The sequence below is a fragment of the Amycolatopsis sp. NBC_01307 genome, from assembly GCF_035975215.1.
GTDB lineage: Bacteria > Actinomycetota > Actinomycetes > Mycobacteriales > Pseudonocardiaceae > Amycolatopsis.
Window position 1 is genome coordinate 4,607,537 of record NZ_CP108403.1, and the last position, 16,844, is coordinate 4,624,380.

At 76.4% G+C, this 16,844-nt stretch carries 1 protein-coding gene and 5 pseudogenes; all 6 read right to left on the minus strand.

What is annotated here, in order from left to right; genetic code table 11:
* Positions 1-10: 10 nt before the first annotated feature.
* Positions 11-673, minus strand: a complete 663-nt coding sequence (locus OG439_RS50290) for a beta-ketoacyl reductase (protein WP_442792340.1) — start codon at positions 671-673, stop codon at positions 11-13.
* Between the two features lie 69 nt (positions 674-742).
* A pseudogene (locus OG439_RS50295) lies at positions 743-1,909 on the minus strand (beta-ketoacyl reductase); the annotation flags it as partial.
* A 3-nt stretch (positions 1,910-1,912) separates the two neighbouring features.
* Positions 1,913-5,839, minus strand: a pseudogene (locus tag OG439_RS50300) (type I polyketide synthase); the annotation flags it as partial.
* Positions 5,825-6,022, minus strand: a pseudogene (locus OG439_RS50305) (hypothetical protein); the annotation flags it as partial. The pseudogenes OG439_RS50300 and OG439_RS50305, both read right to left, overlap by 15 nt.
* A 51-nt stretch (positions 6,023-6,073) precedes the next feature.
* Positions 6,074-16,477, minus strand: a pseudogene (locus tag OG439_RS50310) (SDR family NAD(P)-dependent oxidoreductase); the annotation flags it as partial.
* Positions 16,478-16,840: pseudogene (locus tag OG439_RS50315) on the minus strand (polyketide synthase dehydratase domain-containing protein); the annotation flags it as partial.
* Positions 16,841-16,844 lie beyond the last annotated feature (4 nt).

A 16,844-nucleotide genomic window follows, 5' to 3' on the forward strand; every position in this document is an offset into this window, starting at 1 on the left:
CCGGCCGCGGTCATGACGGGCCGAGTTCGCGGTCGAGGAAGTCGAACAGGCCGTCGGCGGTGACGGCGTCCAGGTCGTCCGCCGCCGGTGGCTGCGGGGCCGGCACGGGCACCGGTTCCAGGAGCCGGCGCAGTTTCGCGGTGATCCGGTCGTCGAGCGCGGCCGGGTCGAGCGCGTCCAGCACCGAGTCCAGGGCGGCCAGGAGATCGCCGGCCGGGGCGGCCAGCAGCTCCTCGAGCCGCTCGGCGAGGGCCCGCGCGGTGGGGTGGTCGAACACGACGGTCGCGGGCAGGGCCACGCCCGTCGCCGTGGTCAGGCGCCGGCGCAGCTCGACCGCGGTCAGCGAGTCGAACCCGGCCTCGCGGAACGGCTTCGCCGGGCCCGGGTCGGTGCCCAGCACCGCGGCGGCCTCGGCCCGGACCAGCTCGGTGAGCGCCGTGCGCCGGCCCGCCGGGTCCAGGGGCCGCAGCCGTTCCCGCAGCGCTTGCGACGCGGAGTCGTCCACTGTGGACTCTTCGGCTCCGGTGCCGGAGAGCCCGGCCAGCAGCGGGCTCGGCCGGGACGCGGTGAACAGCGACCCGAACCGGGCCCAGTCCATCGCGGTGACGACGGCGGTGGGCCGTCCGGTCCGCAGCGCCGCGCTCAGCGCCGTCAGCGCGGCGCCAGGATCCATTGTGGACAAACTCTGGCGCTCGAGCTGCCGCCGTGTCTCGCCGGTCAGCGCCTCGGTGGCCCAGGTGCCCCAGGCGACCGACAGGGCCGGGCGGCCCTGGGCGTGGCGGCGCTCGGCGAGTGCGTCGAGGAACCCGGCCGCCGCGGCGTGGGCCCCGCGCCGGGCGGCGCCCCAGATCCCGGCGGCGGCGGAGAACAGCACGAACGCGTCCAGCGGCCGGTCGGCCAGGAGGTCGTCGAGGTGGACGGCGCCGGTCACCTTGGCGGCGAGCGCGTCGGCCAGGCTCGCCGGGGTCAGGTCGTCGATCCCGGCCGGCCCGGCCGGGACGCCGGCGGCGTGCAGCACGGCGTCGGGCGGGTACTCGGCCAGCACCCGGGCGAGCGCGGCCCGGTCGGTGACGTCGCACGCCACCGCCGTCACCCGGCACCCCGGCAGGTCCGCCGGCTCGCCGCCCCGGCGGCTGAGCAGCACGACGTGGTCGGCACCGGCGTCGGCCAGCCAGCGCGTGAGGTGCGGGGCGAGGGCACCGCCACCGCCGGTGACCAGCACCGTTCCGCGCGGGGTCCAGCCGTCCCCGGCCGCCGGCGCGTCATCGGGTACCAGGCGCCGGCCGAAGATACCGTCCGCGCGGACGGCGACCTGGTCCTCGGTCCCGTCCAGCACGCCCGGCAGCCGGTCGGCCGCGTCGGGACCGGACAGGTCCACGAGACCACCCCAGCGGCCCGGGTGTTCCAGCGCGGCGGTCCGGCCGAGGGCCTGGACCTGGGCCGCGTCCGGGGTGGCCGTGGCTCCTTCGGTGACCACCCAGACCGGGGCCGGGACCGCCGCGGCGAGGGCCGCCTGCAGCCCGGGCAGCGCGGTGACGGCGTCGGCGGTGCCGGTGACCAGGATCAGGCCGTCAAGGGGGCCGGCGTCGTCGACGAGCCGGGTCGCCGCCTCCCGGTCGGCGCTCCAGGGGATCGTGACGACGTCCGCGCCCCGCGCCCGCAGCGCTGCGGCGACGCCGAGGTCATCGGCGGCCGCGGCCACCAGCCAGCGGCGGCCCGCGATCTGCGTTCCGTTGTCCGGCAACGCTTCCCACTCGACGCGGTAACGCAGCGAGCCGGGCCCGCGTGTCAGTGTCGGCTCCGGCTCCAGCCAGTAGCGCTTCTCCTGGAACGCCGTCGTCGGCACGGGCACAGTCCGCCGGGTGGCGGGCGGGAACAGCGGGGTCCAGTCGACGTCGGCGCCGTGCACGAACAGTGCGGCCAGCGCGGCGAGGGCGGTGGCGGGTTCCGGCCGGTCACGCCGGGTCAGCGCGACCGCGGTGAGCGTCTCGGGCGCCATCGCGGTCAGCACGCCGTCCGGCCCGACCTCCAGCACGGCCGCCACCGCGTGGCCGGCGATCGCGTCGAGCGCGTCGGCGAACCGGACGGGACTGCGGACCTGGTCCACCCAGTACCGCGCGGACGTCACGTCGCCGGCGATCACCGGCACCGCCGGCTCGTGGTACTCGACGCGGCCCGTCACCTGCGCGAACTCGGCCAGCATCGGCTCCACCAGTCCCGAGTGGAACGCGTGGCCCACCGGCAGCGGGGTCGTCTTGACCGGCAGGGACGCCGCGGCGGCGTGCACCGCGGCCGCGTCGCCGGACAGCACGACCGAGCGCGGCCCGTTGACGGCGGCGAGCCAGACCCCGTCGCCCAGTACGGAGTGGACGTCCACTTCGGACGCTTCGACGGCGACCATCGCCCCGCCGGGCGGCAGCTCCTGCATCAGCCGGCCGCGGTGGGCGACCAGCATCACGGCGTCCGGCAGCGAGAACACACCCGCGACGTACGCCGCGGTGAGCTCCCCCAGCGAATGCCCCGCCACGACCTTCGGCCGCACCCCGAACGACTCCAGCAACCGCACCATCGCGACCTCGACCGCGAACAACCCCGCCTGCGTGTACACCGTCTCGTGCACCGCGTCCGAGGCGATCGCCTCGCGCAACGGCTTGTCCAGGTACCGGTCGAACTCCGCGCACACCTCGTCGAACGCGTCCGCGTACGCGGGGAACGCCTGGTACAGCTCCTGCCCCATCCCGGCCCGCTGCGCGCCCTGCCCGGTGAAGACGAACGCGACGCCGTCGCGCGCCGGGTCGGCCTCACCGCGCACAGGCCCGCGCCGCAAGCCGTCGACCGCCTGGTCCCGGTCGCCGGCGAGGACGACCGCGCGGTGCTCCCACACCGCCCGGGACCGCAGCAGCGACCACGCGGGCGCCGTCAGGCTGTCCTGACCATCCAAATAGGACGCCACGCGCTCGGCCTGCGCGGTCAGTCCGGCGGCCGAGCGGGCCGACACGACGACCGGGACCACGCCCGGGGACTCGGCCGGCGCGACCGCCTCGGTCACCGGGGGCTCTTCCAGCACGAGGTGGGCGTTGGTGCCGCTCACCCCGAACGACGACACACCCGCGCGGCGCGGGCGGCCCGGCCGCGGCCACGGTTCGGCCTCCGTCAGCACCCGCACGTTCCCCGCCGTCCAGTCCACCCGGGACGACGGCTCGCCCGCGTGCAGTGACTTCGGCAGCTCGCCGTGGCGCATCGCCATGATCATCTTGACGACCCCCGCGACGCCCGCCGCGGCCTGGGTGTGCCCGATGTTGGACTTCAGGGAGCCCAGCCACAGCGGCGTGTCCCGGTCCTGGCCGTACGTCGCCAGCAGCGCCTGCGCCTCGATCGGATCACCCAGGGTCGTGCCGGTGCCGTGCGCCTCGACGACGTCCACTTCGGACGGTGTCACTCCGGCGTTGGCCAGCGCCTGCCGGATCACCGCCTGCTGCGCCGGACCACTCGGCGCGGTGAGCCCGTTCGACGCACCGTCCTGGTTGACCGCCGTCCCCCGCACGACCGCCAGCACCTCACGGCCGTCGCGGACCGCGTCGGACAGCCGTTGCAGCACCACGACTCCCGCGCCTTCGGCCCAGGACGTCCCGTCCGCGTCGTCGGCGAAGGACTTGCACCGGCCGTCGGCGGCGAGACCGCCCTGCCGGGCGAACTCGGTGAACGCGGCCGGCGTCGCCATGACCGTGACCCCGCCGGCCAGCGCCAGCGAGCACTCCCCCGTCCGCAGCGACTGCGCGGCCAGGTGGATCGCGACCAGCGACGACGAACACGCCGTGTCGACCGTCACCGCGGGACCCCGCGCACCGAGCACATAGGACACCCGGCCCGACAGCACGCTCGACGACGAGCCGGTCAGGCCGAAGCCGTCGGTGTCCGTGCCGGGACCGTACTGCTGGGCCGACGCCCCGACGAACACCCCGACGGGCTCGCCGCGCAGCGACGTCGGCGCGATGCCGGACCGTTCGAGGGCTTCCCACGACGTCCGCAGGACGAGCCGCTGCTGCGGGTCCATGGCCAGGGCTTCGCGGGGCGAGATCCCGAAGAACTCCGGGTCGAACAGGCCCGCGTCGTGCACGAACCCGCCGGCGCCACCCGGGCTCCAGCCGCGGTCGGCCGGGAAGGGCGAGATCGCGTCGACCCCACCGGAAACCAGGTCCCACAAAGCTTCCGGACTGTCCACAGCGCCCGGCAGGCGCAGCCCGATGCCGACGACGACGATCGGGTCGTCACCGGCCGCGGTGGGCGCGGTCACCGTCGCGGCCGCCGTCGCGCCGGTCAGCTCACCGTGCAGGTGGGCCGCGAGGGCCGCGGGGTCGGGGTGGTCGAAGACGGTCGTCGCGGGCAGCGCGAGGCCGGTGCGGGCGGCGAGGACGTCCCGCAGTTCGACGGCGGTCAGCGAGTCGAACCCGGCGTCGCGGAACGCCTGCCGGGCCGCGACGCCGGCCCCGCCGAGCACCGCGCGTGCCTCGGTGCGGACCAGATCGGTCAGGGTGGCCAGGTCGGTGCCGGCGAGCCGGGCGGGGCCGGTGACCGGCGCCGGCTCGGCGAAGGCGGTGAGGAGGGGGCTCGGGCGGGCCGCGGTGAAGACCGGGGCGAACCGCGGCCAGTCGACCGACGCCACGACCGCCGTCGGCGCGCCCGTCCGCAATACCGCGCGCAACGCTGTCAAGGCCGAAGCCGGGGCCATCGGAGCGACGGCCCCGCGGGCCAGCCGGGCGCGGGCGCCGTCCTCGGTGCTCATGCCGGCGCTGTCCCAGGGACCCCAGGCGATCGAGACCGCGGTGCGGCCGCGGGCCCGGCGGGTCTCGGCGAGGGCGTCCAGGGTGCTGTTGGCCGCCGCGTAGGCGCCCTGACCGGCGGCGCCCCAGGTCGCGGCGACCGAGGAGAACAGCACGAACGCGTCCAGCGGGCGGTCGCCCAGCAGCTCGTCGAGCAGCAGCGCGCCCTCCGCCTTCGCCGCGAGGACCCGCTCGAAGCCCGCCGGGTCGGCGTCCTCGACCGCCACGGCGCCACCGGACACCCCGGCGGCGTGGACGACGGCGTCCGGCGGGTACTCGGCCAGGACGGCGGTCAGCGCGTCGCGGTCGGTGACGTCCGCCGCGACGATCTCGAACTCACCGGTGAGGGCCAGCGGGGCGTCCGGGCCCTGGCGGCTCACCAGGACGACGCGCTCGGCGCCGCGCTCCGCGAGGTCGCGGGCCAGGTGCGCGGCCAGCCCGCCGGTGCCGCCGGTGATCAGGACGGTGCCGCGCGGTGTCCACTCCGGACCGCCCGCGCTGGTCCCGGCCCGGACGAGCCGGCGGCCGAAGACCCCGGACGGCCGGATCGCGACCTGGTCCTCGTCGCCGGCGAGGACGTCGAGCACGCGGCGGACGGCGGTGTCGTCGAGGACGGCGGGCAGGTCGAGCAGGCCGCCCCAGCGGCCGGGGTGCTCCAGTGCGACGGTCCGGCCGAGCCCCCACGCCTGGGCGGCGCGCGGATCGGCGGGCGCGTCCCCGCCGCCGACGCCGACCGCGCCGCGGGTGGCGACCCACAGCCGGGCGGACGTCGTGGCCAGCAGGTCCTGCACCCGCGGCAGCAGGGTGCCGGCGCGGCCGTCGGAGAGCAGGAGGACGTGGTCGGCGGGCTCGGCGAGCACGCCGCGGTCGCGCAGAGCGGCGGTGACGGTGCCGTCATCACCCAAGACCGACCAGCGACCGGTGAGGGACGCCTCGGACCGCGGCAGCCGCTGCCAGGTGACCTGGTAACGCCAGTCGTCGACGGCGGATTCTTCCTGCCGCTTGCGGCGCCAGCGCACGAGGTCCGGCAGGACGGCGGCGAGCGACTCCGGGGCCGCGGCGGGGAGCACGTCGCCGAGCGCGGTCAGGTCCTCCCGCTCGATCGCCTGCCAGAAGGCGGCGTCGCCGGGGTCGGCGATCGCCGGGCCGGGCCGCAGCCAGAAGTGCTGCTCCTGGAACGCGGTGGTGGGCAACGGAACCACGTGCCGGGTGGCGGGCGGGAAGAGCGGCGTCCAGTCGACGTCGGCGCCGCGGGTGAAGAGGGTGGCCAGCGCGGCCGTGAGGGTGGCGCGTTCCGGCCGGTCGCGGCGGGTGAGCGCGACGACGTCGGCCGGCGACGGCACGGGCAGCGACCGGATCAGCGCCGTCAGGACGCCGCCCGGGCCGAGTTCCACCACGGTGCCCGGGGCGTGCGCCAGGAGCGTCCCGGCCGCCGCCGCGAAGCGCACCGGACGGCGGATCTGGTCCACCCAGTACCCGGCCGTGCCGACGTCGGCCTGCTCCCCGGTCACCGTCGAGATCAGCGGCAGCACCGGCTCGTGGAACTCCACCTCCGCGAGTTCCGCCGCGAACTCCGCGAGCACCGGGGCCATCAGTCCACTGTGGAACGCGTGCCCCACCGGCAGCACCGACGTCTCGAACCCGCGGGCCGCCAGTTCCGCGGCCGCCGCGTCGAGCGCCTCCTGCGCGCCCGACAGCACAACCGACGCGGGCCCGTTGACCGCGGCCAGCCAGACGCCGTCGCCGAGCAGGGGCTCGACGTCCGCTTCGGACGACGTCACCGCGAGCATCGCCCCGCCCGGCGGCAGGGCCTGCATCAGCCGGCCGCGCGCGGCCACCAAGCGGGCCGCATCCGGGAGCGTGAACACGCCCGCCAGGTGCGCCGCCGACAGCTCGCCCAGCGAGTGCCCCGCCACCACCCTCGGACGGACCCCGAACGACTCCAGCAGCCGGGCCATCGCGACCTCGACCGCGAACAGCCCCGCTTGCGCGTACACCGTCTCGTGCACGAGGTTCGACGCCAGCGCGTCGCGCACCGGCCGGTCGACGTGCCCGGCCAGCCGGCGGTCCAGCTCCGCGCACACCGCGTCGAACGCCTCCGTGTACGCCGGGAACTGCGCGTACAGCTCGGCGCCCATGCCCGGCCGCTGGGATCCCTGGCCGGCGAACACGAACGCCACGCCGCTCGCCGGGTCGGCCGGGCCGCGGCTGTCCACGGCTCGCAACGCCGCGATCACGTCGTCGCGGCTGTCGCCCGTCACCACGGCCCGGTGTTCCCAGACCGCCCGGGACCGCACCAGTGACCAGGCCACCTCCGGCAAGGCCGCGCCCTCGGCCAGGGCGGCCGCGAGGCGACCGGCCTGCGCCGTCAATCCCTCCGCCGAGCGGGCCGAGACGATCAGCGGGACGACGACGTCCGGTGCCGGCTCCCGGTCGTCGGCCGCCGGGGCCTGTTCGAGCACGAGGTGCGCGTTGGTGCCGCTGACCCCGAACGACGACACGCCGGCGCGGCGCGGGCGGTCACCGGCCGGCCAGGCGTGCGGTTCGGCCAGCAGCCGGATCGTGCCGGCCGACCAGTCCACGCGGGACGACGGCGTCCCGGCGTGCAGGGTGCGCGGCAGCTCGCCGTGCCGCAGGGCCAGGACCATCTTGATCACCCCGGCGACGCCCGCCGCGGCCTGCGCGTGCCCGATGTTGGACTTCAGCGACCCCAGCAGCAGCGGCCGGTCCGGATCGCGTTCGGTCCCGTAGACGGCCTGGAGCGCCTGGACTTCGATCGGATCACCCAGGGTCGTGCCCGTGCCGTGGGCCTCGACGGCGTCCACTTCGGACGGTGCGACCCCGGCGTTGGCCAGCGCCCGCCGGATCACCGCCTGCTGCGCCGGGCCGTTCGGGGCGGTCAGGCCGTTCGACGCACCGTCCTGGTTGACCGCCGTGCCGCGCACCACGGCCAGCACCTCACGGCCGTCGCGGATCGCGTCGGAAAGCCGTTGCAGGACAAGCACACCGACACCTTCGGCCCAGCCCGTGCCGTCCGCGTCGTCGGCGAACGACCGGCACCGGCCGTCGGTGGACAGGCCGCCCTGGCGGGCGAACTCCACGAACGCGGCCGGGGTCGCCATCACCGTGACCCCGCCGGCGAGCGCGGTCGAGCACTCGCCCGATCGCAGCGACTGCGCCGCGAGGTGGATCGCCACCAGCGACGACGAGCACGCCGTGTCGACGGTGACCGCCGGTCCGCGCGCACCGAGCACATAGGACACCCGGCCCGACAGCACGCTCGAGGACGAGCCGGTGAGCGCGAACCCCGCGGTCTCGGCCGGTGCCTCGTGCACCCGCGTGCCGTAGTCCTGCGCCATGGCCCCGAGGAACACCCCGACGTCGTCGCCCCGCACGGACGTCGGCGCGATGCCCGCCCGTTCGAGGGCCTCCCAGGCGGTCCGCAGGACGAGGCGCTGCTGCGGGTCCATGGCCAGGGCTTCGCGCGGTGAGATGCCGAAGAAGGCGGGATCGAACTGGCCGGCGTCGTGCAGGAAGCCGCCGGCGCGGACGTAGGACGAGCCCGCGCCGACGTCCCAGCCCCGGTCGCCGGGGAACGGCGAGATGGCGTCGACGCCGTCGGACACCAGGTCCCACAACGATTCGGGACTGTCCACTCCGCCCGGGAGCCGGACGCCGATGCCGACGATGGCGATCGGCTCGTCGGTGGCCACCGACGCCGTAGGTGCCGGGGCGGCCTCGGCGCCGAGGAGTGCGTCGCGCAGGTGGGCGGCCAGTTCGGCCGGGGTCGGGTGGTCGAACACGGCCGTCGCGGGCAGGGTGACGCCGGTGGCCGCGGTGATCCGGTTGCGCAGCTCGACCGCCGTCAGCGAGTCGAAGCCGACGTCGCGGAACGCCCGTCCGCCCGCCACCGCGACCCCGCCGCCGAGCACAACGGCCGCTTCCGCGGTGACCAGGTCGGTCAGCGCGGCCAGCCGGGCCGGGCCGTCCAGCCGGCTCAGGCGGGCGGTCCACGTCCCGGCGCGAGCGGTGGTCCGCGCGGTCCGGCGGCCCCGGCCGGCCAGCTCCCGCAGCAGCGGCGGCACGGTCGCGGTGCGCGCCCGGTCGCGGAGCGCGGTGCGGTCCAGGACCATCGGGACCGTCGTGGGGCGCGGCGACGCGAGAGCCGCGTCGAGCAGGCGCAGCCCCTGTTCGGCGGTCAACGCGCCGACGCCGGTGCGGGCCATCCGCGTCGTGTCGGCCGTGCCGAGGTGCGCCGTCAGCCCGCTCGCGTCGGCCCACAGGCCCCAGGCCAGCGACACGGCGGGCCGGCCGGCGGCCCGCCGACTCGCGGCGAGGCCGTCGAGGAACGCGTTGGCCGCCGAGTAGCCGGCCTGCCCGGCGCCGCCGAGCACGCCCGCGGCCGAGGAGAACAGCACGAACGCGGCCAGGTCGTGGCCGCGGGTCAGCTCGTCGAGGTGGGCGGCGGCGTCGGCCTTGGGCCGGAACACCGTGGCCAGCCCGGCCTCGTCCTGGGCGGCGAGGACGCTGTCGGCCAGGGCGCCGGCCGCGTGGACGACCGCGGTCAGCGCAACGCCGTCGAGCAGCGCGCGCAGCTGCTCCCGGTCGCCGACGTCGCAGGCCACGATCCGCGCCCGCGCGCCGGCCGCCCGCAGCTCGCCGGCCAGTTCGGCCGCGCCGTCGGCGTCCGGGCCGCGCCGGGACACCAGCAGCAGGTCTCGGACGCCGTGGCCGGCGACGAGGTGCCGCGCCACCAGCGCGCCCAGCCGGCCGGTGCCGCCGGTGATCAGCACCGTGCCCGCCGGGTCGAGCGAGCGCGGGGTGGTGAGGACGTTCTTGCCGATGTGCCTGCCCTGGGCCATGAAGCGGAACGCCGCCGGCGCCTGCCGGACGTCCCACGGCGTGACCGGGATCGGCCGCAGCACCCCGGACGCGAACAGGCCGAGGACTTCGCGGAGCAGCTCGCCGATGCGGTCCGGACCGGCTTCGTGGAGGTCGTAGGCCTGATAGCCCGCGATACCGGTGCGGATGTCGGTCTTGCCCATCTCGAGGAACCGGCCGCCCTCGGCGAGCAGGCCCAGCGACGCGTCGACGAACTCCCCGGCCAGGGAGTTCAGGACGACGTCGACCTGGCCGAACTTCTCCGCGAACTCCAGGGTCCGCGAGTTCGCGATGTGGTCGTCCGGGATGCCCAGCTCCCGCAGCACACCGTGCTTGCCGGGGCTCGCCGTCGCGTAGACCTCGGCGCCGAAGTGCCGCGCCAGCTGGACCGCGGCCATGCCGACGCCACCCGCGGCCGCGTGCACCAGCACCTTCTCGCCCGGGCGGAGGCCCGCCAGATCGGCGAGGCCGTAGAACGCCGTGAGGAACACGACCGGGATCGACGCCGCCTGCTCGAACGACCAGCCGTCCGGCATCGGCGCCAGCGTCCGCGCGTCCGCCGCCACGACCTGTTGGAACGCGCGGGTGACCAGCCCGAGGACCCGGTCGCCCACCGCGAACCCGGTGACACCGGGACCGACCTCGACGACCACCCCGGCGCCCTCACCGGCGACGCTCTGGAGACTCAGCCGCACGCCGAGCCCGGCGAGCACGTCACGGAAGTTGATCCCGGCCGCGCGGACCGCCACCCGGACCTGGCCCGGTTCCAGTGGGTCCATTTCGGACGGTTCCAGTGTGAGATCGTCGAACGTGTCGCCGGACCGCAGGATCCACGGCGCGGCACCGTCCGAAAGAGACAGTCCGTCTTGAGCGGGCCGGACGAGCCGCGGGACCAGAACGCGCCCGTCGCGGACGGCGCACTGGTCTTCGCCGCGGGCGGCGAGCGCCCCCGGAAGACCGCCGGGCAGCTCGCCGTCGACGAGCAGGAGCCGGTCCGGGTGTTCGGTCTGCGCGGACCGCACGAGCCCCCACACGGCGGCGGCCACCGGGTCGACGGGCTCGGGGTGGCCGGTCGACACGGCGTGGCGGGTGTGCACGACGAGCCGCGTCCCCGGCCCGGCGACGAACTCCTGGACCCGGCGCAGCACTCCGGCAACGACGGCGTGGAGGTCGCCCGTGTCCACGTGCAGGACTTCGGCGTCGCTCGGGTCGACGTCGGTGCCCGGCGGCAGCTCGGTCCACTCGACGGCGAACAGCGCTTCCCCGCCGGTTCCCACCGCGGCGAGCTGGTCCGGGCGGACGGGCCGGGTCGCCAGCGCGGCGACGGACAGGACGGGCGCGCCGGTCTCGTCGGCCAGCTCGACCGCGGTGCCGCCGGGTGCCGGGTGCAGCCGCACCCGGGCCGCGGTCGCACCCGTCGCGTGCAGCGTGACGCCGGTCCACGCGAACGGCAGCTCGACGCCGTCGCCCGCGGCCGGGATCAGCGGGTGCAGGGCGGCGTCGACCAGGGCCGGGTGGATCACGAAGCCCGTCGCGTCGACGCCGCCGGGCAGCGTGACCTCGGCGAACACGTCCTCGTCGCGCCGCCACACGCGGGTGACGCCCCGGAACGCCGGGCCGTACTCGTACCCGCGGGCGGCCAGGACGTCGTAGAACCCGGCGAGGTCCGTTTCCACCGCGCCCGGCGGCGGCCAGGTCGACAAGTCCACAGTGGACTTCGTCGGGTCGTCGGCAGCGAGGACGCCTTCGGCGTTCCGGACCCAGCCACCGTCCACACGGGAGTAGAGGCTCACGGACCGGCCGTCGCCGTCGGGTGCCCCCACCACGACCTGCACCGGGACGGCCCCGGTTTCGGGCAGGACCAGAGGCGTCTCGACGACGAGTTCCCGCAGCACGGGCGTGCCCGCCCGGTCCCCGGCGCGGATGGCGAGCTCGACCAGTGCCGCGCCCGGCACCAGGACGGTCCCGGACACGGCGTGGTCGCTCAGCCACGGGTGCGTCTCGCGGGAGATCCGGCCGGTGAACACGATCCCGCCGGACGCGGCGTCCTCGACGGCCGCGCCCAGCACGGGGTGGCCGACGGCCTCCTGCCCGACGCCGGCCGGGTCCGCGGTGGCCGGTCCGGCCCGCAGCCAGTAGTGCTCGCCCAGGAACGCCGTGGTCGGCAGCGCGACCGGCTCGGCTTCCGGCAGGAACGCCGTCCAGCCGACGTCGACGCCGCGGGTGAACAGCTCGGCCGCGGTCCGCAGCAGCCGGTCCCGTTCGGGCTGGTCGCGGCGCAGGCTGCCGCACACGAGCACCGCCGGATCGTCCACAGTGGCCTGGATGCTCGTGGTCAAGACCGGGTGCGAACTCGTTTCGAGGAACACGCGGTGGCCGCCACTGGTCAGCGTGCGGATCGCGTCGGCGAACCCGACCGTCGCACGGAGGTTGCGGTACCAGTAGCCGGAGTCGAGCGTCTCGACCCAGTTCTGGTCCGCTGTGGAGAACCACGGCACCGACGGCGCCGCGGTGCGCACGTCGGCCAGCGCGGTGGTCAGCTCGGCCTCGATCGCCTCGACCCGCGCGGTGTGCGAGGCGTAGTCCACCGGGATCCGGCGCACCTGCACGTCCTGCTCACGGTAGAACGCCTCGGCGTCGTCGAGCGCGGCACTCTCGCCCGCGAGGACGACGGCGTGCGGGGAGTTGACGGCGGCGGTTTCGACGCCGGGCCACCGGGCGAGGTCGGCCCGGGCGCGGTCCGCGCCGACGCCGACCGAGAGCATCCCGCCGGAGCCGGCGAGGCCGGTGGCGATCGCGCGGCTGCGCACCGCGACCACGCGCGCGGCGTCGGCCAGGGTCAGGGCGCCCGCGACGCAGGCGGCGGCGATCTCGCCCTGCGAGTGGCCGAGCACGGCGTCGGGCCGCAGCCCTGCCGACTCCCACCACGCCGCCAGCGACACCATCACCGCGAACGACACCGGCTGCACGACGTCGACGGCGTCCAGCGCGGCGGCGCTGTGCACGACGTCGGCGAGCGACCAGTCCACCCACGGCGCGAGGGCCGCTTCGCACTCCGCCATCCGCGCCGCGAACACCGGTTCGGTGCGCCACAGCTCGCGGCCCATCCCGGCCCACTGCGCGCCCTGGCCGGGGAAGACCCAGACGAGCTTGCCCGGCCCGGCCGGGTCGGCGACGCCGGTGACCACGCCGGTCGCGGAGGTCCCCGCGGCCAGCGCGGTGAGGCCCGCGACCGCCGTCTCCCGGTCGCTCGCCGCGACGACGGCGCGGTGCTCCCAGATCGCCCGGGTCCGCACCAGCGCGTTCGCCGTCCCGGCGAGATCGTCAATTTCTCCGGCGAGTCGGGCCGCTTGCGCCGCGAGCCCGGCCGCCGAGCGCGCGGTCACGACCAGCGGCAGCGGACCGGTCACCGGCGCGGGCTCGGCCGGTTCGCGCGCGGGGCCCTGCTCCAGGACGAGGTGGGCGTTGGTGCCGCTGACGCCGAAGGACGACACGGCCGCGCGGCGCGGCCGGTCACCGGCGGGCCACTCGGCGGGCTCGGTGAGCAACCGGACGGCCCCGGCGTTCCAGTCCACTTTGGACGACGGCGTGTCGGCGTGAAGGGTCTTCGGCAGGACGCCGTGACGCATGGCCAGCACCATCTTCACCACGCCCGCGACGCCGGCCGCGGCCTGCGCGTGGCCGATGTTGGACTTCAGCGAACCCAGCCACAACGGCGTTTCCCGGTCCTGGCCGTAGGTCGCGAGCACCGCCTGCGCCTCGATCGGGTCGCCCAGGACCGTCCCGGTGCCGTGCGCCTCGACGGCGTCCACTTCGGACGGTTCGAGGGCCGCGGCGGCGAGGGCCTGCCGGATCACCGCCTGCTGGGCCGGGCCGTTCGGGGCGGTGAGGCCGTTGGAGGCGCCGTCCTGGTTGACCGCGCTGCCCTTGACGACAGCGAGGATCTCCCGGCCGTCGCGGACGGCGTCGGACAGCCGTTGCAACACGAGCACGCCGACACCTTCGGCCCAGCCGGTACCGTCCGCGTCGTCCGAAAAGGACTTGCACCGGCCGTCCGCGGACAGGCCTCGCTGCCGGGAGAACTCGACGAAGACCTCGGGACTGGACAGCACGGTCGCGCCGCCGGCCAGCGCCATCGAGCACTCGCCGGCGCGCAGGGCCTGCGCCGCCAGGTGGATCGCGACCAGCGACGACGAGCACGCGGTGTCCACCGTGACCGCGGGGCCCTGCAGACCGAGCACATAGGACACCCGGCCGGCGGCGACACTGCCCGCCGATCCCGTGCCCCGCAGGCCTTCCAGCTCCGGGTCGGCAGGAGCGCCGACGCCGTAGTCGTGGTACATCAGGCCGGTGAAGACGCCGACGCGCTGTCCCCGCAGGGACGTCGGGGCGATGCCCGCGCGTTCGACGGCTTCCCACGACGTCTGCAACAGCAGCCGCTGCTGCGGATCCATGGCGAGGGCTTCGCGGGGCGAGATGCCGAAGAACCCGGCGTCGAACACGCCCGCGTCGTGCAGGAACCCGCCGGAGCGCGTGTAAGACGTGCCCGCGGCGTCCGGGTCGGGGTCGTAGAGCGCGGCGAGGTCCCAGCCGCGGTCGGCCGGGAAGCCCGCCACCGCGTCGACGCCGCCGTGCACCAGATCCCAGAGCGCTTCGGGGCTGTCGACGCCGCCGGGGAGCCGCAGGCCCATCCCGACGATCGCGATCGGCTCGGCCGACGTGACGGCGGTCTCGGCGGCGGCGGGTGCCAGTCCGAACAGCTCTCCGTGCAGGTGGGCGGCGAGCGCGGCCGGGTTCGGGTGGTCGAAGACGAGCGTCGCGGGCAGGGTGAGCCCGGTCGCGGCGGCCAGCCGGTTGCGCAGGTCGACGGCGGTGAGCGAGTCGAACCCGGCGTCGCGGAACGCCCGGCCCGGCGCGACGTCGAGGCCGCCGAGCACGGCCGAGGCCTCGGCGCACACGAGGTCGTCGAGCGCGGCGCGGCGGGCGGCGGGAGCCAGCCGGGCGAGCCGGTCGGCGAACCCGCCGTCGCGGGCGGCGCGTGCCTGCGGGCGAACCGGCCCGGCGAGGCCGCGCAGCAGCGGCGGCACGGCCGGCAGGCGCCGGAGCGCGGGCAGGTCGAGGGCGATCGGGACGAGCACCGGCCGGTCCGAGGTCAGCGCGCGGTCGAACAGGTCCAGGCCCTGCGCGGTGCCGAGGCCTTCGCGGTTCCGGAGGCCGGCGGTCATGCCACTGGCTTCGGTCCAGAGTCCCCAGGCGAGCGAAACGGCCGGCCGGCCGGCGGCCCGGCGGCGGGTGGCGAGACCGTCGAGGAAGGCGTTGGCGGCGGCGTAGTTCGCTTGACCGGCGTTGCCCAGGACACCGGCAGCGGAGGAGAACAGCACGAAGGCGGCGAGGTCGCGGTCGCGGGTCAGTTCGTCGAGGTGGACGGCGGCGTCGGTCTTGGGCCGGAAGACGGGCTCGAGGCGGCCGCCGTCGAGGGCGGTGACGACGCCGTCGTCGAGCACCCCGGCGGCGTGGACGACGGCGGTGAGATCGGGGATGCCGTCGAGCAGGGCCCGGACCTGGTCGCGGTCCCCGACGTCGCAGGCCTCGATGCGGACGTCGGCGCCGAGCTCCCGCAGTTCGGTGGCGAGGTCGTCCCCGCCACCGCGCCGGGACGCCAGGACGAGGCGGCGGACGCCGTGGCCGGTGACGAGCCGGCGCGCGACGAGCGAGCCGAGCAGTCCGGCGCCGCCGGTGACGAGCGCGGTGCCGCCGGCCGGGAAGGTGTTCGTCCCGGCGGCGGCCCGCTCGAGCCGCGGGACGAGGACGCGTGGTCCGCGCAGGGCGCACTGGGTTTCGTCGCGGGTCGCGAGCGCGGCGAGCACGCCGTGGCCGGGGGCCTCGCCGTCCTGGTCGACGAGCAGGAAGCGGCCGGGGTGTTCGGCCTGGGCGGCCCGCACCAGGCCCCAGACGGCGGCGGCCACCGGATCGGTGCTCTCGCCCGGCTCGGCCGCGACGGCCCCGGAGGTGACCACGGCGAGGCGCGCGGCCTGGTCCGCGCCGGCCAGGACGGCTTGCAGCACGCGCAGCACGCGGGCGACGGTGGTCCGGACGCGCCGGGTCTCGGCTTCGGCGGGATCGGGGTCGACCGGCAGGACGAACCACTGAGCTTCCGCGTCGCCCAGGCCGAGCCACGGCTCGTCGCCCTCGAGAACCCGCACCGCACCGGGTTCCCCCGCGTCCAGGGCCAGCTCCGTCCACGCGAGCGCGAACAGCGCGTCGCTCGCCGACGTCGTCAGCTGGCCCGGCGTGACCGGCCGGGTCGTCAGCGCGCCCACGGACAGCAGCGGCGTGCCCGTCGCGTCCGTCAGCTCGGCCGCCACGCCGCCTTCGGCCGGGCTCAGCGTGACGCGGGCCGCCGTCGCTCCCGTCGCGTGGATCGCCACCCGCGACCACGAGAACGGCAGCCGCACCTCGGTCGTGTCCAGCATCGCCGCGTGCAGCGCCGCGTCCATCAGGGCCGGGTGCAGCGTGTAGCCCGCCACGTCCGTGCCGTCGGGCAGCGCGACCTCCGCGAACACCACGGGACCCCGGCGCCACGCCGCGGTCAGGCCGCGGAACACCGGGCCGTAGCCGTAACCGTGCTCCGCGAGCCGGTCGTAGAACGCCGAGACGTCCACGGCTTCGGCGTCCGCGGGCGGCCACTCGGTCGCCGCGGCAGCCGAGGTCGAAGCCGCCGTCAAGACGCCCGTCGCGTGGCAGGTCCAGGTGCCGTCGCCGCCCCGGGAGTGCACGGTGACCGGCCGCGTGTCGCCGTCCGCCGCGCCGACGGTCACCCGCAGCTCGGCCGACGCCGTCTCCGGCAGCACCATCGGCGCTTCGACGACCAGTTCCCGCACCACCGGCACCCCGAGCCGGTCACCGGCCCGCACCGCCAGCTCCACGAACGTCGTCCCGGGCACCACCACGACACCCGACACAGCGTGGTCCGCCAGCCACGGGTGCGTCCGCAGCGAGACGCGTCCGGTCAGCGCGACGCCACCGGTCACCGGATCGTCCAGGGCGGCCGTCAGCAGCGGGTGCCCCACCCGCTCCAGGTCCGGGCCCCGCTCGGCCGTCAGCCAGTAGCGCTGCTCCTGGAACGCCGTGGTCGGCACCGCG